The sequence below is a fragment of the Idiomarina sp. genome (genome assembly GCF_019431395.1).
Classification (GTDB): Bacteria; Pseudomonadota; Gammaproteobacteria; order Enterobacterales; family Alteromonadaceae; genus Idiomarina.
The window spans coordinates 314,517-337,131 of sequence record NZ_CP080268.1 but is presented as its reverse complement, the minus strand read 5'-3'; the positions used below and the strand labels follow the sequence as shown (position 1 = coordinate 337,131).

General features: G+C 49.6%; 26 protein-coding genes. 9 read left to right on the top strand and 17 right to left on the bottom strand.

Annotated elements, in window-relative coordinates; all coding sequences use genetic code 11:
• Positions 1-2 precede the first annotated feature (2 nt).
• From hisD to hisIE, 7 genes are read left to right on the top strand one after another with little or no spacing between them, the layout of a single operon-like run.
• Positions 3-1,316, top strand: coding sequence for a histidinol dehydrogenase (gene hisD, locus KZ771_RS01675; RefSeq protein WP_290654169.1), 1,314 nt, complete (start codon positions 3-5; stop codon positions 1,314-1,316).
• Complete coding sequence (gene hisC, locus KZ771_RS01670; protein ID WP_290654168.1) at positions 1,313-2,386, top strand: histidinol-phosphate transaminase; 1,074 nt, start codon at positions 1,313-1,315, stop codon at positions 2,384-2,386. The genes hisD and hisC overlap by 4 nt, the downstream gene beginning before the upstream one ends.
• Positions 2,383-3,459: a bifunctional histidinol-phosphatase/imidazoleglycerol-phosphate dehydratase HisB gene (gene hisB, locus KZ771_RS01665; protein ID WP_290654167.1), complete on the top strand. Its 1,077-nt coding sequence runs from the start codon at positions 2,383-2,385 to the stop codon at positions 3,457-3,459. The genes hisC and hisB overlap by 4 nt, the downstream gene beginning before the upstream one ends.
• Complete coding sequence (gene hisH, locus KZ771_RS01660; RefSeq protein ID WP_290573167.1) at positions 3,456-4,049, top strand: imidazole glycerol phosphate synthase subunit HisH; 594 nt, start codon at positions 3,456-3,458, stop codon at positions 4,047-4,049. Before hisB ends, hisH begins: the two co-directional genes overlap by 4 nt.
• Positions 4,043-4,780 carry a 1-(5-phosphoribosyl)-5-[(5-phosphoribosylamino)methylideneamino]imidazole-4-carboxamide isomerase gene (gene hisA, locus KZ771_RS01655; protein ID WP_290573169.1) on the top strand — a complete coding sequence of 246 codons (738 nt, stop codon included), beginning with the start codon at positions 4,043-4,045 and terminating at the stop codon, positions 4,778-4,780. Before hisH ends, hisA begins: the two co-directional genes overlap by 7 nt.
• Positions 4,762-5,547 (top strand): imidazole glycerol phosphate synthase subunit HisF, encoded by a 786-nt coding sequence (hisF, locus tag KZ771_RS01650; RefSeq protein WP_290654166.1) that lies wholly within the window; start codon positions 4,762-4,764, stop codon positions 5,545-5,547. The genes hisA and hisF overlap by 19 nt, the downstream gene beginning before the upstream one ends.
• A gap of 9 nt (positions 5,548-5,556) precedes the next feature.
• Positions 5,557-6,165 (top strand): bifunctional phosphoribosyl-AMP cyclohydrolase/phosphoribosyl-ATP diphosphatase HisIE, encoded by a 609-nt coding sequence (gene hisIE / locus KZ771_RS01645; protein ID WP_290654165.1) that lies wholly within the window; start codon positions 5,557-5,559, stop codon positions 6,163-6,165.
• Here the strand turns inward: hisIE and KZ771_RS01640 are convergent.
• From KZ771_RS01640 to KZ771_RS01560, 17 genes are all read right to left on the bottom strand, one after another.
• Positions 6,162-7,538: an MATE family efflux transporter gene (locus tag KZ771_RS01640; protein WP_290654164.1), complete on the bottom strand. Its 1,377-nt coding sequence runs from the start codon at positions 7,536-7,538 to the stop codon at positions 6,162-6,164. The genes hisIE and KZ771_RS01640 overlap by 4 nt on opposite strands.
• A 13-nt stretch (positions 7,539-7,551) precedes the next feature.
• Entirely contained in the window at positions 7,552-8,337 is a 786-nt protein-coding gene (locus tag KZ771_RS01635; protein ID WP_290654163.1) for an alpha/beta hydrolase, read from the bottom strand.
• A gap of 9 nt (positions 8,338-8,346) precedes the next feature.
• Positions 8,347-8,751 carry an MAPEG family protein gene (locus KZ771_RS01630; protein WP_290654162.1) on the bottom strand — a complete coding sequence of 135 codons (405 nt, stop codon included), beginning with the start codon at positions 8,749-8,751 and terminating at the stop codon, positions 8,347-8,349.
• 86 nt (positions 8,752-8,837) lie between these two features.
• The gene (gene adk, locus KZ771_RS01625) at positions 8,838-9,485 is read right to left on the bottom strand and encodes an adenylate kinase (protein WP_290654161.1); all 648 of its coding nucleotides are present in this window, start codon (positions 9,483-9,485) and stop codon (positions 8,838-8,840) included.
• A 116-nt stretch (positions 9,486-9,601) separates the two neighbouring features.
• Positions 9,602-11,515 carry a molecular chaperone HtpG gene (gene htpG, locus KZ771_RS01620; protein ID WP_133540384.1) on the bottom strand — a complete coding sequence of 638 codons (1,914 nt, stop codon included), beginning with the start codon at positions 11,513-11,515 and terminating at the stop codon, positions 9,602-9,604.
• Between the two features lie 87 nt (positions 11,516-11,602).
• A complete protein-coding gene (gene recR / locus KZ771_RS01615; protein ID WP_290654160.1) occupies positions 11,603-12,214 on the bottom strand; it encodes a recombination mediator RecR in 612 nt (203 codons plus the stop codon).
• 23 nt (positions 12,215-12,237) lie between these two features.
• Positions 12,238-12,564 (bottom strand): YbaB/EbfC family nucleoid-associated protein, encoded by a 327-nt coding sequence (locus KZ771_RS01610; protein WP_133540382.1) that lies wholly within the window; start codon positions 12,562-12,564, stop codon positions 12,238-12,240.
• A 12-nt stretch (positions 12,565-12,576) separates the two neighbouring features.
• Positions 12,577-14,436, bottom strand: coding sequence for a DNA polymerase III subunit gamma/tau (gene dnaX / locus KZ771_RS01605; RefSeq protein WP_290654159.1), 1,860 nt, complete (start codon positions 14,434-14,436; stop codon positions 12,577-12,579).
• Positions 14,437-14,458: 22 nt separating this feature from the next.
• The gene (locus KZ771_RS01600; protein WP_290573235.1) at positions 14,459-14,986 is read right to left on the bottom strand and encodes an adenine phosphoribosyltransferase; all 528 of its coding nucleotides are present in this window, start codon (positions 14,984-14,986) and stop codon (positions 14,459-14,461) included.
• A 6-nt stretch (positions 14,987-14,992) separates the two neighbouring features.
• Positions 14,993-15,370 carry a response regulator gene (locus tag KZ771_RS01595; protein WP_290654158.1) on the bottom strand — a complete coding sequence of 126 codons (378 nt, stop codon included), beginning with the start codon at positions 15,368-15,370 and terminating at the stop codon, positions 14,993-14,995.
• 51 nt (positions 15,371-15,421) lie between these two features.
• The gene (locus tag KZ771_RS01590) at positions 15,422-15,544 is read right to left on the bottom strand and encodes a hypothetical protein (protein ID WP_279513248.1); all 123 of its coding nucleotides are present in this window, start codon (positions 15,542-15,544) and stop codon (positions 15,422-15,424) included.
• Between the two features lie 125 nt (positions 15,545-15,669).
• Positions 15,670-16,956 carry a hypothetical protein gene (locus KZ771_RS01585; RefSeq protein ID WP_243734572.1) on the bottom strand — a complete coding sequence of 429 codons (1,287 nt, stop codon included), beginning with the start codon at positions 16,954-16,956 and terminating at the stop codon, positions 15,670-15,672.
• Between the two features lie 15 nt (positions 16,957-16,971).
• The gene (locus tag KZ771_RS01580; protein WP_133540376.1) at positions 16,972-17,586 is read right to left on the bottom strand and encodes an energy transducer TonB; all 615 of its coding nucleotides are present in this window, start codon (positions 17,584-17,586) and stop codon (positions 16,972-16,974) included.
• A 1-nt stretch (position 17,587) separates the two neighbouring features.
• Positions 17,588-17,989 (bottom strand): biopolymer transporter ExbD, encoded by a 402-nt coding sequence (locus KZ771_RS01575; RefSeq protein ID WP_290573197.1) that lies wholly within the window; start codon positions 17,987-17,989, stop codon positions 17,588-17,590.
• A gap of 12 nt (positions 17,990-18,001) precedes the next feature.
• Positions 18,002-18,526, bottom strand: coding sequence for a MotA/TolQ/ExbB proton channel family protein (locus KZ771_RS01570; protein WP_133540374.1), 525 nt, complete (start codon positions 18,524-18,526; stop codon positions 18,002-18,004).
• A gap of 4 nt (positions 18,527-18,530) precedes the next feature.
• Positions 18,531-19,901, bottom strand: coding sequence for a MotA/TolQ/ExbB proton channel family protein (locus KZ771_RS01565; protein WP_290573201.1), 1,371 nt, complete (start codon positions 19,899-19,901; stop codon positions 18,531-18,533).
• Positions 19,898-20,686, bottom strand: coding sequence for a DUF3450 domain-containing protein (locus KZ771_RS01560; RefSeq protein WP_290573205.1), 789 nt, complete (start codon positions 20,684-20,686; stop codon positions 19,898-19,900). The genes KZ771_RS01565 and KZ771_RS01560 overlap by 4 nt, the downstream gene beginning before the upstream one ends.
• 499 nt (positions 20,687-21,185) lie before the next feature.
• Between KZ771_RS01560 and priC the strand changes: the two genes are divergently transcribed.
• Complete coding sequence (priC, locus tag KZ771_RS01555) at positions 21,186-21,692, top strand: primosomal replication protein PriC (protein ID WP_290654157.1); 507 nt, start codon at positions 21,186-21,188, stop codon at positions 21,690-21,692.
• Position 21,693: 1 nt separating this feature from the next.
• Positions 21,694-22,596 carry a histone deacetylase gene (locus tag KZ771_RS01550; RefSeq protein WP_290654156.1) on the top strand — a complete coding sequence of 301 codons (903 nt, stop codon included), beginning with the start codon at positions 21,694-21,696 and terminating at the stop codon, positions 22,594-22,596.
• Positions 22,597-22,615: the final 19 nt, after the last annotated feature.

The following is a 22,615-nucleotide window of genomic DNA, read 5'->3' as shown; positions in this document are numbered from 1 at the left end:
TAATGTCGACGTTAGACATTAAGGTTCAACGCTGGAATGAGCTGAATGAAAGCGAGCAACGACAACAGCTAGCCAGACCACAACAAAGTCGGTCAGCTGAGCTAAAAAGCATTGTCACCGATATATTGTCACAGGTTCGAAATCAGGGCGATGACGCGGTTATTCGGTTAACGCAACAGTTTGATTACCCGGCGGCGCAGTCGCTGGCACTAAGCTCACAACAACGTGCTGAGCTTATCGAACAGCTTCAGCCCAAGGTGAAACAGGCGATTGATACCGCCTACGCCACCATTACCCGTTTTCATGCGGCGCAAACACCGCAGGACTTGATGGTAGAGACCGCGACTGGGGTGGTTTGTGAATCTCGTTACGCGCCACTAAAGTCCGTGGGCCTTTACATCCCCGGCGGCACCGCTACGCTGCCATCGACGGCTTTAATGTTAGGCGTACCTGCCCAGCTCGCCGGTTGTAGCCGCAAAGTTCTGGCCACACCGCCGGCCAAAGATGGTTCGATTCCGGCTGCCATTGCCTACGTCGCCGAGCTGTGTGAAATTGATGACATTATTCTATGCGGTGGCGCACAAGCTATTGCCGCACTCGCCTACGGCACCGAATCTGTTGCGCCGGTCGATAAAATATTCGGCCCCGGCAATGCCTTCGTTACCGAAGCAAAATTACAGGTCAGCCAGGATGATTCGGCTGTTGCCATTGATATGCCTGCCGGCCCATCAGAACTGCTGGTTATTGCCGATGACACGGCGAACCCTGCGTTTGTAGCTGCCGACTTGTTATCTCAAGCTGAACACGGTGCAGATTCCCAAGTGATCTTACTGACGCCATCGGCCAACATGGCTGAACGAGTGCGCGAGCAATTACTTGCGCAATGCGCGCAGCTTTCACGCAAAGACATCGCCGCACAAGCGCTCGCTAACAGTCGTTTGCTGGTAACCACTGACTTAATGCAGGCACTTGATGTATCCGAGCGCTATGCGCCGGAACATTTATCCCTGCAGTTTGATAACGCCCGCGATGCATTGCCACAATTGACCCGCGCGGGCTCTATATTTGTCGGCCATTACACGCCCGAATCCGGTGGTGACTATGCAACCGGCACTAATCACGTGCTGCCCACTTACGGTTATGCGCGCAACTACAGCAGTCTGGGGCTGACCGACTTTTATCGTCGTTATACGGTACAAGAAGCAACCGCCGACGGGCTTAAGCAGTTAGCTGATGCCATTACCACCTTAGCGGAACTTGAAGGTCTGGATGCGCACAAACGCGCTGTTACCATTCGCACGGAGGACGTGCAATGAGCATAGCCGAGAAATTGCAACGCCAACACTTGGCAGAACTGGTTCCCTACGCGTCCGCTCGTCGCAGTATGAGTGGCGGTACCGTGTGGCTAAACGCAAACGAGTCGCCCTATAGTAATGAATATGCGATCGACTCGAGTCAGCTTAATCGTTATCCGTCATTCCAGTCGACAGCGCTTAATCATGCTTATGCTGACTATGCCAACGTTGATATTGAACAGGTCATGAGTTGTCGTGGCTCGGACGAAGCTATTGAGCTGTTAATTCGCGCTTTTTGTGAGCCGGCGACGGACCGCATTGTCATTTGTCCCCCCACGTACGGGATGTATGCGATCTCAGCACAAACCCACGGCGCGCAGGTGGACCAAGTTCCGTTACGCACCGACGATTGGCAACTTGACCTTGATAACGTCATTGCGGCCGCGGGTAAGGCAAAACTGGTGTTTTTATGCTCACCGTCTAACCCCTTAGGTAATCGGCTCAATGCTGACGATATCAAGGAGGTATTGGCTGCCTGTCCCGACACGCTCATCGTGGTTGATGAAGCCTACATTGAGTTCTGTCCGGATAGCAGCGTCAGCAGCTGGCTGAATGATTTTGCCAACCTGGTGGTGTTACGCACGCTATCCAAAGCGTTTGCGCTGGCAGGAGTCCGCTGCGGATTTGCGCTTGCCAACACCGATATTATTAGCGTGCTGAAAAAGGTTTTAGCGCCTTATCCATTGCCTGATTTGACGGTACAGGTTGCCATCCAGGCATTGAGCAGCTCAGGTTTAGAGCGCATGCGAGGCCAGGTACAGCAATTGCTTGAGCAACGCACCCGCTTAACCACCGCACTTGCCGAGTTGCCACTAACGCCTATTGCTAACAGCGATACCAATTTTCTGTTATATGCCACCGAGCAGGCCGACGCCCTAATTAAGCAATTAAGTGAGCAAGGCATTCTTATTCGCAACCAGTCGGCCCAACGTAACTTACCCAACTGCGTACGCATCAGTGTCGGTGATACCGAACAAAATGACGCACTGATCACCGCACTACAATCATTCTTTGCTGGAGTAGCACAATGACCCAACAACGCTGGCTATTTATTGACCGCGACGGCACCTTAGTCGAAGAACCGCCTGTCGATAAGCAATTAGATCGTTTCGATAAGCTGGTCTTCGAGCCTGCCGTGATCCCGGCTTTATTAAAATTACAACAAGCCGGTTACCAGTTGGTTTTGATCAGTAATCAGGACGGCCTGGGCACCGATAGCTTTCCGCAGCAAGATTTTGACGGGCCTCACCAACTGATGATGGCTGTTTTTGAATCACAAGGCGTGCGCTTTAAAGAACAGTTGATTTGCCCACACTTCGAACAAGACAACTGTAGCTGTCGCAAGCCTAAACTCGGCCTGGTCAAAGACTATCTACAACAGGGATTAATTGATTTTACCGATAGCTATGTCATTGGCGATCGCGAAACCGACATGCAGTTGGCCGAAGCAATGGGTATTCAGGGACTGCGTTATGACCGCGAAAACCTTAACTGGGATGCGATTACGCGTCAGTTAATTAGCCGCCCTCGTACGGCTCAGGTTACTCGCACAACGCGCGAAACCGATATTAACATTAGCGTTGATTTAGATGCCTCAGGCCCGCATAAATTTGCCACCGGCATTGGTTTTTTTGATCATATGCTGGAACAAATTGCCACCCATGCCGGTTTTGCCATGCGAGTTGAAGTAACCGGTGACCTTCACATTGACGACCACCACACGGTGGAAGATACGGCCCTGGCATTAGGTCAGGCCTTGCGTCAGGCGTTGGGTGATAAACGCGGTATCGGTCGGTTTGGTTTTGCCCTGCCCATGGATGAATGCCGTGCCGAGTGCTTGATCGATTTATCGGGCCGTCCTTACCTTAAATGGGAAGCGGACTTCAATCGGGATAAAGTCGGCGAACTATCCACTGAAATGGTCGAGCACTTTTTCCGCTCGCTGACCGACGCCATGGCGATGAGCCTGCACCTGTCAACTACAGAGGGTAACAGCCACCATCAGGTCGAAAGTCTGTTTAAAGTGTTCGGCCGGGCTTTGCGTCAGGCAATTGCCCGCACCGGCGATGACCAGTTACCGTCCAGTAAGGGGATGCTGGCATGAAGCTAGTCATTGTCGATACTGAGTGTGCCAATTTGACCTCGGTTCGTTTTGCCTTTGAGCGCTTAGGTATCGAACCGGTGATCACCGATGATATTGCCGAGATACAAGCCGCTGAACGGGTGATTTTGCCCGGCGTTGGCACCGCCGCCGCAGCTATGCGTAATTTGCAGCGCAAACAACTGGTACAGCCGCTACGCGAATTGACTCAGCCGGTGCTGGGTATCTGTCTGGGTATGCAGCTGATGACGTCGCACTCCGAGGAAGGCGATGTTGATTGCCTTGGTGTAATTCCGGCTCAAACTAAGCGTATGCAGGTTGGTGAGTTGCCGTTGCCACACATGGGCTGGAATACCATCGAGCCGGCCAACAACAACCCGTTGGTTAATACCGATGAGTCACCTTATTGCTATTTTGTACACAGTTATGCGGTTGCCGAAGACCAGTTTACTATCGCCCGCTGCCGCTACGGTGATAGCTTTGCTGCGATGATTAAAAAAGACAATTTTATCGGCGCGCAATTTCACCCCGAACGCTCAGGCGCAGCGGGCCGTGCAATACTTAAACGATTTTTGGAGTCAGGCACATGTTAATTCCGGCATTGGATCTGATTGATGGTCGCGTGGTGCGACTGTATCAAGGCGATTTTAATCAAAAAACCGAGTATCCACTGGATCCCGTAGCGCAGGCTCAAAGCTATCAAGCGGCCGGCGCAGAGTGGTTACACTTAGTCGACTTAGATGGTGCCAAAAACCCGGATAAACGTCAGCAGGCATTGCTAAAGCGGATAACCCAGGAATCCGGCCTGCGCTGCCAGGCGGGTGGTGGTATCCGTACCCAGCAGGACCTCGACGATTTGTTTGCAGCGGGTATTGAACGTGTTGTTATTGGCTCTACTGCAGTCAATAACGCCGACCTGGTTCGGCACTGGTTTGCAGAATACGGCACCGATGCCATCGTGCTGGCATTAGACGTAAATATCGCTGATGATGGCCGCGCTATGGTGGCCACGCACGGCTGGCAGGAAAGTAGTTCACTGACCCTGGATGATGTTCTCAACCGCTATCTGGAGGTTGGCTGCCGCCACGTGCTATGCACCGATATAAGCAAAGACGGTACACTCACCGGCACCAATGTCGAACTTTACCAACGCTACAAAGCACTCTACCCGAATATACAATGGCAAGCGTCAGGTGGTGTTAGTAATCTTCAGGATTTAATTGACTTAAAGCAGGTTAATTGCGATTCCGTCATTTTGGGCAAATCCTTACTTACCGGACAATTTGAGTTAGCGGAGGCCATCAAATGCTGGCAAAACGCATAATTCCATGCCTTGACGTACGCGATGGCCAAGTGGTTAAAGGCGTCAAGTTCCGCAACCACGAGATTATTGGAGATATTCAGCCGCTGGCTCGTCGCTATGCCGAAATTGGTGCCGACGAATTGGTTTTTTATGACATTACGGCTTCAGCCGATGGCCGCACCGTGGATAAGTCCTGGGTTGAACGTGTTGCACGCGAAATTGATATTCCGTTCACCGTAGCCGGTGGCATAAAAAGTATCGAGCATGCACAAACATTGCTTTCTATGGGCGCTGATAAAATATCGATTAATTCGCCGGCACTGATGAACCCGGACTTAATCAATGAACTGGTCGATGAGTTTGGCCAACAATGTGTGGTGATCGGCATCGACAGTTTTTACAATGAGCAAAGCGGTGAATACGAGGTGCATCAATTTACCGGCGACGAGACTAAATCCCGGCGTTCGACCTGGCAAACCAAAGATTGGGTCAACGAAGTGGTGCAGCGCGGCGCCGGCGAAATCGTTTTAAACTGCATGAATCAAGACGGTGTGCGCCAGGGCTATGACGTCGAGCAACTCGCTGCTATCCGTGCGCATTGTAATGTGCCATTGATTGCCTCCGGCGGTGCCGGCTCAATTGCGCACTTTGTTGACGTGTTCAAGCAGGCAAACGTGGACGGTGCGCTGGCCGCTTCGGTATTTCACAAAAACATCATCGCCATGGCTGACCTTAAGCAAACGCTGAGCGACAAGGGTATAGCGATTCGACCGATTGAATCATTTTAAGGAAATTGAATGCAAGTTACTCGAGAGACGATTTCCCAGTTGGCCTGGGACAAAATGGATGGTTTGCTTCCCTGCACGGTGCAGCACGCGTTAACCGGCGAAGTTCTGATGCTGGGCTACATGTCAGCGGATGCGGTATCAGAAACTCTGCAGCAGCAATGCGTTACCTTTTATAGCCGCAGCAAGCAGCGTCTGTGGACCAAAGGCGAGAGTTCGGGCAACACGCTGCAGCTTCAGGGGATATACAGCGATTGTGACCTTGATGCCTTGTTAGTTACTGCCCTACCCAACGGCTCGACATGCCATTTAGGCACCCGCAGCTGCTTTGCTGATGCACCGGCGCCCTTGTTGCAGCAGCTGAATAACGTGATAGCGTCACGTAAAGACGCTGATCCGCAAAGCAGTTATACAGCCAAGCTCTTTAATGCCGGCGTTAAACGGGCTGCCCAGAAAGTCGGCGAAGAAGGCGTCGAAGTCGCACTTGCAGCTGCGGTTAAGGATATCGACGAACTGCATAACGAAAGTGCCGACCTGCTGTATCACTTGCTGGTGGTTCTGCAAGCCTCAGACACGGACCTGGAAGCGGTGCTTAAGGTATTGCAACAGCGTCAGGGTTAACCTTCGTTTAGCTGTTGCTGAAACTGACGCCGTTCATAATGGCTGGCGATATAGCGCAAGCGTATCGTCAGCAGTACCGCCGCCACCGACAAACCACTAATAAAGCCTACCCAGAAGCCCGCGGCGCCCATCGCCGGCACCACTAAGTCGGTACGCCCTAATACATAGCCTACAGTCAGGCCGAATGGCCAATACGAAACAAATGCCATCAACATCGGATACTTAGTATCTTTATAGCCGCGCAGAGTACCCATTGCGACCACCTGGAAGGTGTCTGATAAGGTGAAAATAGCGGCTAGCCCCATCAACGTGCCCGCCAGCTCAATGATCTCGCGATTTGGAGTATATAAGCTGGCCAGCCATTGCCCGCCTAACCACATGATTAAGCCATTGACCGCGGCAAAGACACCCCCAATCCACATCGCCATTTTAAAGCTCAGCATCGCGTTTTTAGGGTCGCCCGCGCCTAAGGCAAAACCGACTCGTAGCGTGACGGCCATGGCAATACTTAACGGCACCATATACACCAGCGACGAAATATTCAGGGCAATTTGGTGAGCGGAGACCACCGTTGGTCCCAATGGTGCAATCAACAGCGCAACAGCGGCAAATAAACTAACTTCAAAGAACAACGACATCGATATCGGAAAACCCAGCCGACTGATATAGGTGACGTCATCAAAGTTAGGCGGATACCAGCGTCTCAGTAAGCGCAGTTTTTTGTAGCGTTTGGCAGTAAACACATAAACTGCCATAGCAATCGCCATACCCCAGAAAACTAACGCAGACGCAAGCCCGCAACCGGCGCCGCCAAGTTCCGGCGCGCCAAAATGGCCATAGATAAAAATGTAATTCGCCGGAATATTGATCATCAGCCCGACGAAACCAATCACCAGCGATGGCATGGTGTTGGAAAGTCCCTCACAGAAGTTCCTTAATACCGCGTAAAGTACGAATGCGGGAATGCCCCAGGCGATATAAAATAAGTACTCCAGGGTCGTTTCCCGAAACTGTGGCTCGACTTCCATCATATCGAGTATGTACGGCGAGCCACTCATCAACAGTAATGTGATCACACCAATCATGGCGCAAGCATAAAACCCTTGTTGCAGCATGTTGGCAATACGCCGATGACGCCCGGCACCATCGAAGTGAGAAATAATGGGCGCTAACGCCAGCGCTAAACCAAAGATCAATAGCGTCATTGGCACAAATATACTGCCACCGACAGACACCGATGCCAGGTCGATCGCGCCTTTTCGGCCCGCCATCACGGTATCAACTACGCTCATTAACATTTGCGTTAATTGCGCGATAAGGATGGGGCCGGTCAAGCGACTTAGTTTAACGATCTCGGTAGTGCGGCGTGTCATTTTTAATGGTCACTTACTGAATAAAATCAATGATTAACGGGTTAACTTCGGCAGGGTGAGTTAATGGTCCCATGTGTCCCGCAGGCACTTGCTTAACAGTCGCGTTAGTCAGTACTGTCGTTAACGATCGCACTACCGCCTGAGCACTGCGCCGGGTAAACTCTCCGGTCATCAATAATAACGGCTGCTGCAAACGCGCGTAGTCTTTCAAGCTCAATGGTTCATTTAACAAGGCGTCAAAGTCTAATGCAACTTTTGCCGCCTGCCTTACCATCAGGCCCTGAATCTTTGCCGGCAGTGCGTCGAAGTAACCCGGCTGATTCCAGTAATCAACAAAGGTGCGTGTACATTCGGTTGCATCCTTGCCATGCATGGCATCACTGACGGTTCTAATCTCCTGCATGCCTGGCGAATCGTCCGGCAACACATGAAAGGATACCGGTTCGTATAGTGCCAGTTTACTGACAGCAATCGCCCCTTCGGTCGCCAGTTTTAATGCTAACGCACCGCCATAGGAATGACCCACGACTATCACCGGTGTTTGAATATTAGCCGCCTGCAGCGCCTGCTGCACGCGCGGCACCTCTGTAGCCAAACGAAAATGTGCGCTAGCCTCGGGTTGTGGCGCATTACCGTAGCCGAGTAAATCCACGGCCAACAGATTCACCTTACCCTGCAACTGCTGCATTAGCTGCCGCCATTGCGAGCTGGCACTTTGCGAACTGTGCAGCAGTACCACGGTATCGGCGTCAGCCGCTTCAGCGGCGATAAAGTAACAACCGGCAGTGATTTCCTTCATTATTGACTCCTATACCAGGGTTGCGATAAACCGGCCCAGCAAGATCCCCGCAGCCAGCAGTAACACCGCAAAAGTACCTAACACGCCGATAGATCGTGGCAACGATACCCCAACTGATAAAGTTAAACCAATGGCATGTGCAATGCGCGCAATCAACAACGCGATACCGATAACATGCACCCAAACTACAGCAACACCGCTGAACTCTATGATACCCAGCAGAATAAGTGCCAGTGGTACATACTCAATAAAGTTACCGTGAACGCGCACCGCCGCCTTTAATTCTTCGGCTGCGCCTGAACCTATTCCTACACGGTACTTCCAGCGTAAACGTATAATTCGTACCGCCAGAATAATATAGAGTAGCGTCAGTAACGCTGCGTACAATCCGGTATAAGTTAACGAAGGTGCCATAAATTATCCTAGAGTTATTATTGTTAGAATGAAAAAGGCTCACCAAAGGGTGAGCCTCAATCGCAATGGAGTATGCATTAACTCGACTATTGCTTCAACAAGCTGCCGAGTTCCTGGCTAACTTGTTCAACTGGCTTCGTACCATCGACCTTATGATACTCAGTATCGGTCTCTTGAGCCAGTTTTTGGTAGTACTCTACCAGTGGCTCAGTTTGCTCATGATAAACCGCTAAACGCTTGCGTACGGTTTGTTCCTGATCATCAGGACGGATAACCAGCTCTTCACCGGTTTCGTCATCCTTACCTTCTTGCTGCGGCGGGTTATGCTCAACGTGATAAACACGGCCGGAACCGGGATGTACACGACGACCACTCATGCGCTTAACGATAACATCATCCGGCACGTCAAATTCCAGTACGTGATCAACCTCGATACCATGTTCACGCATCGCATCTGCTTGTGGAATAGTGCGAGGGAAGCCATCCAGTAAAAAGCCATTTTGGCAATCAGGTTCAGCAATCCGTTCTTTAACCAGCTCGATGATGATTTCATCAGATACCAGCTGACCTGCATCCATAACCTGTTTAGCTTTTTTACCCAGTTCAGATCCTGACTTGATTGCCGACCGCAACATGTCGCCGGTAGAGATCTGCGGAATACCAAAAGTATTCATCAAAAACTGAGCTTGTGTTCCCTTCCCTGCTCCGGGAGCGCCTAGCAAAATGATGCGCATATACAGCCTCATTGTTTAATTTGAAAAAGTTTGTTCGGAACTTTACCCCGATGAGGGCGTTTTTACAAGCCAGAAGGGCCGTGGCAGTGGTCCGAACTGCCACGGTGTCAGTAAGTTTAAGCGTCCAGCATCAAGCGGTTTAGCTTACTGACAAATGACGCGGGATCCTTAAGGCTACCGCGTTCCGCAAGGGTTGCCTGGTCGAGCAGAACCTCTGCCCACTGCTTAAATACATCGTCGTCTTTTTCAGTCACTTTTACGACTAAAGGATGACTTGGATTAACTTCTAAGATGTATTTAGTTTCGGGCACCTGCTGACCCGCTGCTTCCATCAGCTTAGCCATTTGTGTGCTCATATCGTGTTCATCAGTAATAATACACGCCGGCGAATCGGTTAAGCGGTGTGTTACACGCACCTTTTTAACTTTATCGCCTAAGGCAGTTTCGAACCGTTTAAGCTGATCTTTAAACGCCTCTTCGGCTTTTTCCTGCTCTTGTTTGTCTTGTTCGTCATCAAGCTCACCCAAGTCCAGGTCGCCGCGAGTCACAGACTGAAGTTGCTTTTCTTTAAACTCAGTTAAATGACTCATTAACCATTCGTCGATGCGATCTGACAACAGCAGCACTTCAACGCCTTTTTTACGGAATATTTCCAGCGCCGGGTTGTTTTTCGCTGCTTCGTAGCTATCCGCAACAATATAGTAAATCTTGTCCTGGCCTTCCTTCATGCGCTCAAGATAATCATCCAGGCTGACTGTCTGCGCAGAAGAATCGCCATGGGTTGAAGCAAACCGCAACAATTCAGCAATTCGCTCACGGTTGCCGCTATCTTCAGCCGGACCTTCTTTTAGGACGTTACCGAAAGTATCCCAGAATTGCTGATACTGCTCGCTGTCATCTTTGGCCAGTTTTTTCAGCATCTGCAACACTTTCTTGGTGCTACCGTTGCGCATCGCGCGGGTCACTTTATTGTCCTGCAGAATTTCCCGCGACACGTTAAGTGGCAAGTCGTTGGTGTCGATTAAACCTTTTACAAAACGCAGGTAAGTCGGCATTAACTGTTCCGCATCATCCATAATAAAGACGCGTTTTACGTACAGTTTTACACCGTGTTGCTGTTCACGATTCCACAGATCCCATGGCGCACGCTTAGGGATGTACAACAGGCTGGTATACTCAGTAGTACCTTCGACTTTATTGTGGCTCCACAACAGCGGATCATCAAAATCGTGAGCAACCGTCTTGTAAAACTCCTTGTATTCGTCATCGCTGATGTCAGCTTTATCGCGCGTCCATAACGCTTTGCCCGAGTTAACGGTTTCCCATTGGCCCGGTTCTGCCGGTGTCTTTTCACCGTCTTCGTTTTCTTGTTCAGGGACCGGTTCTTTCCACATTTGTACCGGAATACTTAAGTGCTCAGAGTACTTATTGATGATACCGCGCAGGCGGAAGTCATCTAAAAATTCATCCTCACCTTCTTTTAAGGTCAGGATGATATCGGTACCACGACGGGCTTTCTCGGTCTCGCCTAACTCAAATTCGCCGTCACCTTTTGAGTGCCATTGTACCCCAACACTGCCTTTTTCCAGCGCTGAACGAGTACGCACTGTCACTTCTTCGGCAACGATAAAGGCTGAATAAAAGCCCACGCCAAACTGACCGATTAGCTGGCTGTCTTTAGCCTGATCACCAGAAAGTTGGCCGAAAAATTCAGCGGTGCCGGATTTAGCGATAGTACCCAGGTTATTCATGACTTCGTCACGGGTCATACCGATACCGTTGTCACTAATGGTGATAGTACGGGCTTCTTTATCAACCGAGACGCGCACATGCAATTCGCTGTCATCGCCATACAGCGAGTTGTCGCTTAACGCTTTAAAACGCAGCTTATCTGCCGCATCTGAGGCGTTAGAGACCAGTTCCCGTAAAAAGATTTCTTTATTAGAATAAAGCGAGTGGATCATCAAGTGCAGCAGTTGCTTTACTTCTGTCTGAAATCCATGCTTTTCAGTTTGACCGGCTTCCGCCATAGTGATGTTCTCCTATCATTCATTTCACCCAATATGCTTAAGAAATGGGGATCGATAGGAGAATTTCAAGCACTTACCTGTGCTGATTTATCGAGAAAATTGTTTGCGCCCGCTAAACGCATGGCCAAGTGTTGTCTGATCCACGTAGCCCAGCTCACCACCCACCGGAACACCGTGAGCAATACGCGTGGTGTTTATACCCAGCTGTTCGGCAATATCGGCAATGTAATGGGCCGTAGCGTCGCCTTCTACGGTAGGGTTGGTAGCCAGGATAATTTCTTCAACCGGACCTTCCTTGAGTTGCAGTTCAAGCTCATCCAGCCCTATATCTGCAGGACCGATACCATCGAGCGGAGACAGGTGCCCCATTAATACAAAGTAGCGCCCTTTAAACTGTGATGTCTGCTCAATAGCTAATACATCGGCAGGAGTTTCGACAATACAGACAACCCCGCTCTCACGTCGTGCGGGGTTAGCACAAATCCGGCACAGAGCTTCCTCGGTTAAGGTTCGGCATTGCTGACAATGACCTACACGGTCAGCGGCCTGCTGCAGGCTAGCGGATAAGGCCATCGCGCCTTGTCGGTCGCGTTCCAGCAAATAAAAGGCCATTCGCTGCGCAGTTTTCTGGCCAACACCCGGTAACCTTTTCAGGTCATCAACGAGCGCGTCAATTGCAGGACTTAAACCCTGTGCCATGTATTACTCCACCCCGTATGCGATTAAAATGGCATTTTAAAACCCGGTGGTAATCCCATACCGCCGGTAACATCACCCATTTTTTCTTTACTGGTTTCTTCAACGCGACGGACCGCATCATTGGTTGCTGCAGCGATTAAGTCTTCCAGCATTTCCTGATCGTCATCCATCAAGCTTGGATCAATTGAGACCCGCTTAACATTATGGTTGCCCAACATAGTTATCTTAACTAACCCTGCGCCCGCTTCACCGGTGACTTCCATGTTAGCGATTTCTTCCTGGGCTTGTTGCATGCGCTCCTGCATTTGCTGCGCCTGCTTCATCATATTACCCATACCACCTTTAAACATTGTAATTTCCTCTTAGTAAACCGCTGTTATTGATGCGTCGTCTATTTCCGCCGCGAAACGTTGTTTAAGCTCCGCAACGGCTTGGTTCTGATGTATCCATTCTACCGCGAGTTGATGCTGATACGCATCAATCCGTTGTTGGATCATTAATGGGGTCGGCACCCGGGGTTCTTCAACCGTAAACTCAAAATTTCCATTGCTGGATAACACCTCAGTCAGTGCATCGCGAACCGTCTGCTCGGTCGCAGCACTCAATAAACTCTGTTGATCAGGCGCGACAACAACTCGCCAATGATTATCAGCAATCTTTTCCAGGTTAGAATTTAACAGTAACTGCCGTGCTAAACCGGTGACTTCGGTCGCGACAATAAGCGCCGCCCATTCATCGAGCTGTTCTGCGCGGCGAATATCCGGCGTCAGCTCGGCGCCGGCTTCAGGCATTGTGTTGGGTTCTTGGCGCTTGCCCAGGGCTACTACAGGAGTTAATTCGGCGTTTGGCGAGTTTTGTTCTGCTGATGGCTCATTGGTGTTTTTTTTTTCGCCTGCCGGTGCCGGGCTAGTCGATGTGTCGTTGCTCTGCTGCAACAATTGCTCCCGCGTTTTAAGCAAATCATCCAGGCCTGAATTATCTGACGCCTGCGGCGCTGGTTCGGGTTCGGGTTCTGGCTGCGGCTGCGGCTGCGGCTCTGGTTCCGCCGCGGGCTCGATTGCGGGCGCTGGCTTAGTGACAGGCTCTGGTAATGAGGTAGGCTCGGCAGCAAAGTCTGCTGATGGTTCAACATTCAAGCCCTCGGTCGGTCGAAATGCAAGTAATCGCAACAATGTCATTTCTACGCCGCTACGGTCGTCAACACTGTACGGAAGCTCTTTTCGCCCCTCCAGTACGATCTGATAATAGAGTTGAACCACCTCTGCCGGAACTTGTTGTACCAATGTATTAAAGCCGGCGGACTGTTCCTCATGGTTGGCTAGTTCAGGTAACTGCTGAACTAACGCCAAACGGTGTAATAAGGCTTGTAATTCAGTCAGAACGACACTGATGTCCGGCAATAACGCAGTCATTTTTTCTAGCTGCTCGAATGCGCCGTTAGCATCATTTGCGACAATGTGTTGCAACAGTTTCTGCACGTCAGCGACGGGCAAGTTACCCAGCATCTGCTGCACGCTTTCCAGCTGAACCTGGCCACGCCCCTGCGCTATCGCCTGATCGGTAAGACTCAGCGCATCACGCATGCTGCCCCTCGCTGCACGGGCTAATAACGGTAATGCCCTGGCATCATACGGAACGGTTTCGGCGCTTAACACGTGTTCAAGTTGACCACTGATGAGATCGCTGGTCAGTGCCCTTAAATTAAACTGCAAACAGCGGGAAACGACAGTGATTGGAAGCTTTTGCGGATCGGTAGTGGCCAGTAGGAATTTAACATGCTCCGGCGGCTCTTCCAGCGTCTTTAACAGCGCATTAAAACTATGCCGGGATAACATATGCACTTCGTCAATCAAATAAACTTTGAAGCGCCCCTGCGTTGGCCGATACTGGACATTATCTAACAGTTCCCGGGTGTCTTCGACTTTGGTGCGCGATGCCGCGTCAATTTCCAGTAAATCGACAAAGCGCCCCTGGTCAATTTGCAGGCAACTTTCACATTCACCACAAGGTGTCGAGGTAACGCCCTGTTGGCAGTTCAGTGCTTTGGCCAGAATGCGAGCGATGGTGGTTTTACCGACACCGCGGGTTCCGGTAAATAAATACGCGTGATGCAAACGGTCATTTTCGAGGGCATGGCGTAAAGGTTCAAGCACATGAGTCTGGCCAACAACTTGGTTGAATTGCGCCGGGCGCCACTTTCGTGCCAGTACCTGATAACTCATGATGTCGAAACCTACCTAGCCATTAAAAACGACACAAGGTATAGCATGCTACCCCTTGTTGCTGCAATTTTTGTTCACCCGGTAATTGATCTAAGGTAACCAAAAACGCTGCTTCCTGGATAGATGCCTGGGTTTGCTGAATTAGCTGCACCGCTGCCGCCACGGTTCCTCCGGTAGCCAGCAAGTCATCAATAATCACCACGTGATCGTTTTTATCCAAGCTATCAGCCCGAATTTGCAGTTCATCGGACCCGTATTCTAACTGGTAACGCTGACTAAGGACTTCGCCCGGCAGTTTGCCCGGTTTGCGAAGTAACGTTAAACCACAGTTCAATGCTTTTGCCAGTGCCGCGCCAAAAATAAAACCACGCGCCTCAATTGCAGCTATTTGGGTAATTTGACTATCGCGATAACGCTCAGCGAAATACTCTATGCTAGCAGCAAATGCATCGCCATCCTGTAGCAAAGGGGTAATATCTCTAAAAGTGATACCCGGTTTCGGGTAGTCAGGTATCGACGCTATGGTCGCTTTAATCTGCTCAACCGTCATCATAACCTAGGCAACCGAACGTTCTATATTGGCAAGAAGGGTTTTCCGCACTTGTTCACCATCCAGCGGCTTACTAAAGCACTGCGTCGCACCAGCCTTTAACGCTTGCGGCTCGGCCTCAATCAGATCCTGGGTGGTCATAAAGAATACCGGTGCATCCTTATACACGGGTAAGTCACGCAAGTTTTTCAACAGCGTAAGACCATCCATAAGCGGCATTTTGTGGTCAACCAAAACCATATCAAAGGCGCTGGATTTCGCTTTACTTAAGCCATCAAGCCCATCCCGGGCAAAGGTTAGATTAAAATTTAGTGGGTTAATTTCAGCTTCTAATTGCTGACGAGTTCGCTCTTTATCCTCGACCACGAGTAGAGAGACGGACATACTAATCTTCACCTTTATTGTTCGCCAATCCTGGCGCTAATTATTCTGCTACTAAGCAGAAAAGAACTGTACAATCCGCAGAACCAGCGGCAGACAACTAACGCCTACAAACAGAATTAAGCCCGCTAGCAGGTACTTAAAACCCGCTGGCTCTTTGTAATTTTCAGCAGCCATAATACATCCCTCTGTTTAAAGTCGGCGCAGATCATACTCCAGAAACCGTAAATTCACAAATATCGGTGACAATAAAAAACCCTGCTCAAAGGCAGGGTTTTTTGCGAGTCGAAACTGCGCTTAAGTTACAGGCTAACGCCCCGACGTTCTGCTGTTGACTGGATATACCCACGCCAACTGCGAGCACTGCGGCGTTGACCGTCAAACTCTGCAGCACGGTTTACCGCACGAAGAGCTTCCGGGTACTGTTCACTATAGAAGTAAGCTTCCGCCAGCGACATGTAGACACGGCCTTCATCATCGCCTTCCAGGTAGTCCAGTGCATTACGCAAAGGCTGCACGGCATCAGCATAGCGCTCTGCTAACATCAGCAAGTTACCACGTTTGCGGTAATACTCGCCTTTGTCATCAGCATCGTCTGTCGCTTCAGCTGCACGAAGGTACCAATCAGTCGCTTCATCGAATTCTTTAGCGCGGTGATAACTATTAGCAACGGTTGCAAAGTTTTTTGCAGTTGCTTCGATATCACCCTCATCGATGTGCTTCGCCATAGTGATCGCTGCACGGTAAGGAATACCTGCATTGTCATAAAGTTGAACCAACATTTTGTATTGGTTTTCTTTATCCAGGTAACCCGCCAAATAAGCAGTTTCCATGGTTGCCAATGATTTATCGAAGTTCTCTTCAATCATGTAGAACTGCGCAAGTTGTGGCCACCATGAAGTGACTTCCGGCAGTAGGTTAATACCTTCTTCCAATACCTCAATTGCTTGTGGATACATCTTACGTTCATAGTAAGACGCCATCAGCAATGTGTAGATATTCTTATCCGCTTCTTCCGCATTATTCAGAGCAGCGCGCGCAAAGGGAACAACCTGAGCGAACTCTTTCTTCTGGTAATACGCATTAGCGACAAAAGTCAGAACCTGTGGATCAAGATCACCGGTGAACTCAAGCCAGCGCGACAAGTAGTTAATCGACATGTCATATTGTTCTTCCTGCAACGCCAACTGACCTACCAGCTTCAATACCGCGGCTTGGTCATTCCAACCCAGAACATCTTGGTCGGCTGAGCTTTTGAGGATATCCAATGCACGTTCGATCTGCTCATCTTGCGCATACAAGGTTCCTAAAAAACGCCCCATGTAAGCGCGGTCATAGGTACCTTGATCAAGATCCGGATACTCTTCTTCAAGAATCGTAATCGCTTCCTGAAGTTGCTCTTGCTCGTATAGCTCAAAAGCATCCATAATCGCACGCCCGGTACTTTGACCTGCAGCTTGGTTTTTACGGCTTTCCTTTTGAGCAGCTACGGTTTCTTTGCTGGGAATGTTTAGTCCCAAATCCTGTGCCGCGACCGATGTGGTCGCAAGCACTGATGCAAAGGCAAGGGCACTAACAAATGTCTTCATTGCTGCTTTCATTTCTTATTGCCCATCCATAGTAAAGTCGAGCTGAACGGTCATACCCGGTTGGGCGATAGCTTTGCCATCGACAACCTTCGGCTTGTACTTCCACCGCAACAACGCGCGGCGAGCCTCTCGGTCAAACACTCGACGAGGTTCAGAGTCAATTACTTCGACGTCAGTTACGCTACCATCAGGTGCAATAGTGAAACGCAGTTGTACCCAGCCTTCAGTGCCGTTGCGGGCAGCAGATGGCGGGTAACGCGGTTCAATACGCACGATTGGCGTTGCGTCACCGTCTTGGTTCAGTAGGTTACCAGGTCCGGATAAACCGGTGTCTGCACCACCTACGTCTACGTCAAAGCCCATGTTCATGTTCATGCCGCCACTATCGCTAGTGTCAGGTTCTGCCTGAGGTGTCTCAGGTGGAGCCTCGGGCGGCGGTGGCGGTGGCGGTGGTGTCCGCTGCCGCTGTTGAACGTCGGACTCAGGAGGCGACGTTACGATCTCAATGACCGGCGTTGGGGGTGGAGCTTCGTTACTCTTCGCCCCTCCGCCGATTAAGTAAGCCATAAAAGCAAACAGAGCAAACGTAACGGCCGCACCTAGTAGTAAAGATACTAAAAAGCGAACCATATTAGTTGTTCTCCGCTGCTATGGATATCTTATCGATACCCGCTTCCTTAACTTGGTCCATAACTTCGACAACACGACCATGCTGAGATTCTTTGTCAGCCTGAATAACGACCAGGTCGGTTGGTTGCTCTGCAAGCATACGTTCTAAGTTTGCTCCAACGCGCTCAACATCCACCTGACGTTTATCCATCCAGACTTCACCGTTATCGCGGATCGCGATAAAGATGTTAGCTGAAGGCTCCTTGGTCGCTTGGTTGGCTTCAGGTTTGTTTACCTGAATACCCGCTTCTTTGACGAAAGAGGTCGTTACGATAAAGAAGATCAACATGATGAAGACGATGTCCAGCATCGGCGTCATATCGATCGCCGCATCTTCCTCTTCGCGAATACGATTACGTGCCATAATTTTACTCTCTTAGTGATGTGGCAGACTGTCGACCAGGCTCTGCTTCGCACGACGCACTTTACTCTCTAAACGTGTCGCGAAAAACATACCGGATAACGCTGCAACCATTCCCGCCATCGTAGGGATTGTTGCCATCGAGATACCCGATGCCATCAAACGGGGGTTACCCGTACCCTGCACTGCCATGATTTCAAATACCGTAATCATACCGGTCACAGTACCCAATAGTCCTACCAGAGGACAAAGTGCAACACAGGTTTTAATCAACAGAATACGTGCATTCAGTTTATCGTTAGCTTCGGAAATCCATGCTTCACGGATTCTATGTGCGTACCATGAGGTGGTATCTTTCCGGGCGTCCCACTTCGCAATAATACTCTTGCGAAGTTTAGGGAATGCGCCAGACAGGAACCAATAACGCTCAATCATCAGTACCCACATTAGAAAGAGTACCGCCATGACGACGTACAGGACGTCGCCACCGGTCGCAATAAAATCCCTGATAGATTCCCAAAGTTCCATCAGGTAAAGCATGGGATTACTCCTTCTCCGAGTGAGCCGCTACGATACCAGCCGCCTGTTCGTCCAGGATGTGAACGATTGACTTGCTGCGGCCTGCCACAAAACTGTGAGCCAAAATCAACGGGATTGCCGCGATAAGACCCATAGCTGTTGTTACCAACGCCATTGATATATCGCCCGCCATGATTTTCGGGTCACCGGTACCGAATAGAGTGATTGATTGGAAGGTTCCAATCATACCCACTACCGTACCCAATAGACCTAACAACGGTGCAATTGCTGCGAAAATCTTAACGACGTTGATACCGCTTTCGATCTTAGGTGTCTCTTTCAGAATTGCTTCATCAAGTTTCAGCTCAAGATTCTCAGCATCGCTGTTTTTGTTCGCGTGATATACCTTCAATACACGACCCAGTGGGTTTTTGTCTGAAGGATTATCGATGTTCTTAAGCTGCGAACGCATCTTGCCGCCGACAGCAGTCAAAGTAACTAGCTTGTACACTGCAATCAGTAGACCGATGATTAACACCACGGTAATAACGTAACCGACTGTACCACCTTGGTGATAACGTTCTTCCAGAGTCGCTTTTTGCGTCAACAGACCCAAAATTTGGCCGCGAGAAGGGTCAAGATAAAGACCTTCATAGCCTTCGCCTGTGCCAGTGAACTCACTGTTTTGGCTAACGATATAACCTTCAGGCTGACGACCCAGAGGCTGAACCTGCTCAGTGGTATCATTGTAGGTTAAGTATTCACCATTCTGATCGATAAGGTTAAATACACCAACACGGGTTACTTCTTTAGACTCTGCACCACCATCCAGCTGAAATACTTCGGTGTTGTAGGTCACTATTTTACCCGATTGAATCATCTCGGTAAGCAACGCCATCCAAAGTTCTTCAAGTTCAGGTAATGTAGGAAGTTCTTTAGCTTCAGCTAAGCTTTCCAGAACGTCTTCACGACCAGGGTACTGCGAGCTAACGATAGAGGTTGCGATACGACCGATAGTCTCGGTAGCTGCACCACGAACCACACCGAACATTTCGCCCAATGTACCTTTCGCGTTTTCTAGCTCTTGTTCTTTATTAGCAAGGGTAATTTCGTTTTCAGAGAATTGACTCTGCAAACGCTTACCACGTGCTTCTTCGTCAGCCAATTGCTGTTTAGCTTGGTTTAACAAAGCTTGCTTGTCAGCACGTGCGGCAGTGAATTCAGCTTCACGCTCGGCACTTAATTGACGCGACGATACACGATTTTTTTCTACCAACTGCATCAGCTCTTCCAAGCTTTTTGCGTTGGTATTGTCCTGCGCATTGGCAGCGAGAGTCGTACCTGCAGAAAGGCTGACTGCTGCCGCAATCATTAACGATTTAACTAGTTGTTTCATTCTGCACTCTCCGCTGCGAATACTGGTAGTTTCACAAGATCGAAAGCTGTTTGCTTACGAGACATACGAATCGCTGTCGTCAGAGGGTTAAGGTACTCATCTTCAAGCGCTGTCCACTCGTTGGATTCATTGTTATAAATCCAAGCGTTTTTAAGGTCCAATGATTGTGCTAAGAAAGCCACACGACCCATGTGGAAGAAATCAACAGCTACTTCCTGACCATCGATATTCAGGTTGCCCTGATACGAGATAAGGCCAGAACCGTAGTCAAGCTCGGCTTGGTACGCTTCAACGATCTGACGGAACTTCTCTGAAGTAGAAACGTTTGAGTTACCCATCAAGTCTTCCAAGCGAGCAACGCGGTCTAAACGCTTCTCTTTCTGGATTGGTAGGTCAAGTTCAACAAATTCAGCTAATGCGTCGATCATTTCATACATCAATGGAACGACGCCTTGCTTGGTTTCTTCGATACCGTCGATCTGACGCTGCAGCGAGTCGATAGTTGCCTGTTGGTCAGCGACCAAACCAGCAACGTGGTCGTTATAGACCTTCAAGTTCTCGTACTCTGCAACAACTGAGCGATACTCGATCAATAAGTCCTGGCTTTGCTCGAACAGCGAGTCAATCTTTTGTTGCGATTGCTCCTGTGCGTTCAGGATCTTTTGTTCTTCGTTCTGTAGCTTCGCTACATCAACTTGCTGAGCAGCGGCGACGCCGGTGCTCGCAAACGCCATCACACCCATCAGGGTTGCAGCGAGTTTGGTTCTCTTGATTACTTTGGTCATAGTTCCCAACCAATTTTAATTAACTTCCGCTTCAACGTCTGAGACGACGCGAAACACCAGTTTATGAGTGACGAAAAGATCAAATCCAACTCTTTGCTTGCCTTAAACAAACAAGCAATAACCCACGAATATTCCCACGATGGCTATACGCTGTCAACCTGGCCGGAGCCAGTGTTCACTGCGTTATAACAGCCGTGGATTGCGCTTTTCGCGTCGTTATTGTTGTATTTAAGAGCAGCTGAAGACAACATCCTGTCATCTTTATTCGGTAACATTCCCGGCACAAAACAGCATAAAAACTGCCCATTTCGGGATACTACCCCTACTCGCATAGTATCACTTTTTGATCCGCGAACAACAGCCTGTTATAAATTTTAACGTATTTTAAACATCTCTGGTTTAAACCTATGCCGAATGTAAAGAACGCTTTGTTTAGTTACCATCGTCATATAGTATAATTCACCACAGTTCGCGCACTAATCACGTAAGGAAAGAGGGTTTGCAACAACTCGACAACATTGTCGCCAGGCTTGAGCAACAAGCGCAGCAATTTGATGCTGAAAACCGCAAAAGGCAACGTAAATTGCGCGAGCAATGGTTTTCGCAGTCGCTGTTTCATAGTCGTTCTAACCTGGCTGTCGACTATGTACAGGAGCTAAAACAACTCATTGCCAAGCTGAGTGATGCAAACCGACCCGAGGTGCGAAACTTTTTAGCTGAACAGGTTAGTCAGCAACTTATGGCGTTGACCACAGCCCTGAATGGGTCTTCACTACCCGTCGAGAAAAAAGATAAACGTCTGGTTCAGCAGTCACGTTTAGCCCAGATGCATCAGCAGTTAACTACCTATCGCGGCTATGAACAGCGCTTACTAATAAATATCGACAACTGTCGGCGCCAGCATGACAGTATCGGCGCACAACAACAGGAAAAACGACTGAATCGCTGTCAGCAGGCATTAGCTGCGCTGGAAGCTTCTATTCAACAACTCGAAGAAGGCCGCTAGTTTGGTTCCGTTTGTATATCACCCGCGTTACAGTCGATTAGAGTTACCCCCACGCCACCGCTACCCTATCCAGAAATATGCCTTACTTAAGCAGTGGGCCGATGAGCACGGGGCCAAACCAGAACAATGGGTACAGCCAACACCGTTGCACTGGAGTGAAGTAAAGCGTGTGCATTGCCCCGACTATATTACCGCTTTAGTTAATAACAGAATCGACAGAAAACAATGGCGGCGGGTCGGCTTCCCCTGGTCTGAGCAACTGTTGTTACGCACTCTGACATCTGCCGCAGGAACCCGGGATACTGCCATGTTGGCAATGCAATATGGTTGCGCAATTCATTTTTCCGGCGGTTATCACCACGCGCACTATGACTGGGGAAGCGGCTTTTGTTTACTCAATGACCTGGCGATTGCAGCAAAATCGGTGATTGATGCTTGTCCACAAAGCAAAGTGCTTATTTTTGATACTGACGTGCATCAGGGCGATGGCACCGCAACACTCTTTGCTGACGAACCTCGCGTGGTAACTTGCTCATTGCACGGCGAAAAGAATTTTCCTTTTACTAAGTCGGAATCTGACCTTGATATTAAATTACCCAAAGGCACCACCGACGACGACTATCTGGCGGTAGTCGATGCAACGCTTGAGCAACTAATCGTCAGCCATCAACCTGATCTTATTTTGTACGACGCAGGCGTCGACATCTACCGACAAGATGAACTGGGTCACTTGTCGATTAGCTTAAATGGAATTTTTAACCGCGACTACAGGGTCTTGAGTACCGCCAGAAAACACAACATCAGCTGCGCGGCAGTTATCGGCGGCGGCTACCAGCGTAATTTGGCGCGTTTAATCAAGGCGCATGCGCAACTATTGCGGGCGGCCTATCACGTTTGGAAGTAGTTATTTAAACGAATAAAGA

What these genes read in the sequence shown, in the direction of transcription:
- hisD (WP_290654169.1), top strand. Translation starts at nt 3, where the DNA reads ATGTCGACGTTAGACATTAAGGTTCAACGCTGGAATGAGCTGAATGAA.
- hisC (WP_290654168.1), top strand. Translation starts at nt 1,313, where the DNA reads ATGAGCATAGCCGAGAAATTGCAACGCCAACACTTGGCAGAACTGGTT.
- hisB (WP_290654167.1), top strand. Translation starts at nt 2,383, where the DNA reads ATGACCCAACAACGCTGGCTATTTATTGACCGCGACGGCACCTTAGTC.
- hisH (WP_290573167.1), top strand. Translation starts at nt 3,456, where the DNA reads ATGAAGCTAGTCATTGTCGATACTGAGTGTGCCAATTTGACCTCGGTT.
- hisA (WP_290573169.1), top strand. Translation starts at nt 4,043, where the DNA reads ATGTTAATTCCGGCATTGGATCTGATTGATGGTCGCGTGGTGCGACTG.
- hisF (WP_290654166.1), top strand. Translation starts at nt 4,762, where the DNA reads ATGCTGGCAAAACGCATAATTCCATGCCTTGACGTACGCGATGGCCAA.
- hisIE (WP_290654165.1), top strand. Translation starts at nt 5,557, where the DNA reads ATGCAAGTTACTCGAGAGACGATTTCCCAGTTGGCCTGGGACAAAATG.
- KZ771_RS01640 (WP_290654164.1), bottom strand. Translation starts at nt 7,538, where the DNA reads ATGACACGCCGCACTACCGAGATCGTTAAACTAAGTCGCTTGACCGGC.
- KZ771_RS01635 (WP_290654163.1), bottom strand. Translation starts at nt 8,337, where the DNA reads ATGAAGGAAATCACTGCCGGTTGTTACTTTATCGCCGCTGAAGCGGCT.
- KZ771_RS01630 (WP_290654162.1), bottom strand. Translation starts at nt 8,751, where the DNA reads ATGGCACCTTCGTTAACTTATACCGGATTGTACGCAGCGTTACTGACG.
- adk (WP_290654161.1), bottom strand. Translation starts at nt 9,485, where the DNA reads ATGCGCATCATTTTGCTAGGCGCTCCCGGAGCAGGGAAGGGAACACAA.
- htpG (WP_133540384.1), bottom strand. Translation starts at nt 11,515, where the DNA reads ATGGCGGAAGCCGGTCAAACTGAAAAGCATGGATTTCAGACAGAAGTA.
- recR (WP_290654160.1), bottom strand. Translation starts at nt 12,214, where the DNA reads ATGGCACAGGGTTTAAGTCCTGCAATTGACGCGCTCGTTGATGACCTG.
- KZ771_RS01610 (WP_133540382.1), bottom strand. Translation starts at nt 12,564, where the DNA reads ATGTTTAAAGGTGGTATGGGTAATATGATGAAGCAGGCGCAGCAAATG.
- dnaX (WP_290654159.1), bottom strand. Translation starts at nt 14,436, where the DNA reads ATGAGTTATCAGGTACTGGCACGAAAGTGGCGCCCGGCGCAATTCAAC.
- KZ771_RS01600 (WP_290573235.1), bottom strand. Translation starts at nt 14,986, where the DNA reads ATGACGGTTGAGCAGATTAAAGCGACCATAGCGTCGATACCTGACTAC.
- KZ771_RS01595 (WP_290654158.1), bottom strand. Translation starts at nt 15,370, where the DNA reads ATGTCCGTCTCTCTACTCGTGGTCGAGGATAAAGAGCGAACTCGTCAG.
- KZ771_RS01590 (WP_279513248.1), bottom strand. Translation starts at nt 15,544, where the DNA reads ATGGCTGCTGAAAATTACAAAGAGCCAGCGGGTTTTAAGTACCTGCTA.
- KZ771_RS01585 (WP_243734572.1), bottom strand. Translation starts at nt 16,956, where the DNA reads ATGAAGACATTTGTTAGTGCCCTTGCCTTTGCATCAGTGCTTGCGACC.
- KZ771_RS01580 (WP_133540376.1), bottom strand. Translation starts at nt 17,586, where the DNA reads ATGGTTCGCTTTTTAGTATCTTTACTACTAGGTGCGGCCGTTACGTTT.
- KZ771_RS01575 (WP_290573197.1), bottom strand. Translation starts at nt 17,989, where the DNA reads ATGGCACGTAATCGTATTCGCGAAGAGGAAGATGCGGCGATCGATATG.
- KZ771_RS01570 (WP_133540374.1), bottom strand. Translation starts at nt 18,526, where the DNA reads ATGCTTTACCTGATGGAACTTTGGGAATCTATCAGGGATTTTATTGCG.
- KZ771_RS01565 (WP_290573201.1), bottom strand. Translation starts at nt 19,901, where the DNA reads ATGAAACAACTAGTTAAATCGTTAATGATTGCGGCAGCAGTCAGCCTT.
- KZ771_RS01560 (WP_290573205.1), bottom strand. Translation starts at nt 20,686, where the DNA reads ATGACCAAAGTAATCAAGAGAACCAAACTCGCTGCAACCCTGATGGGT.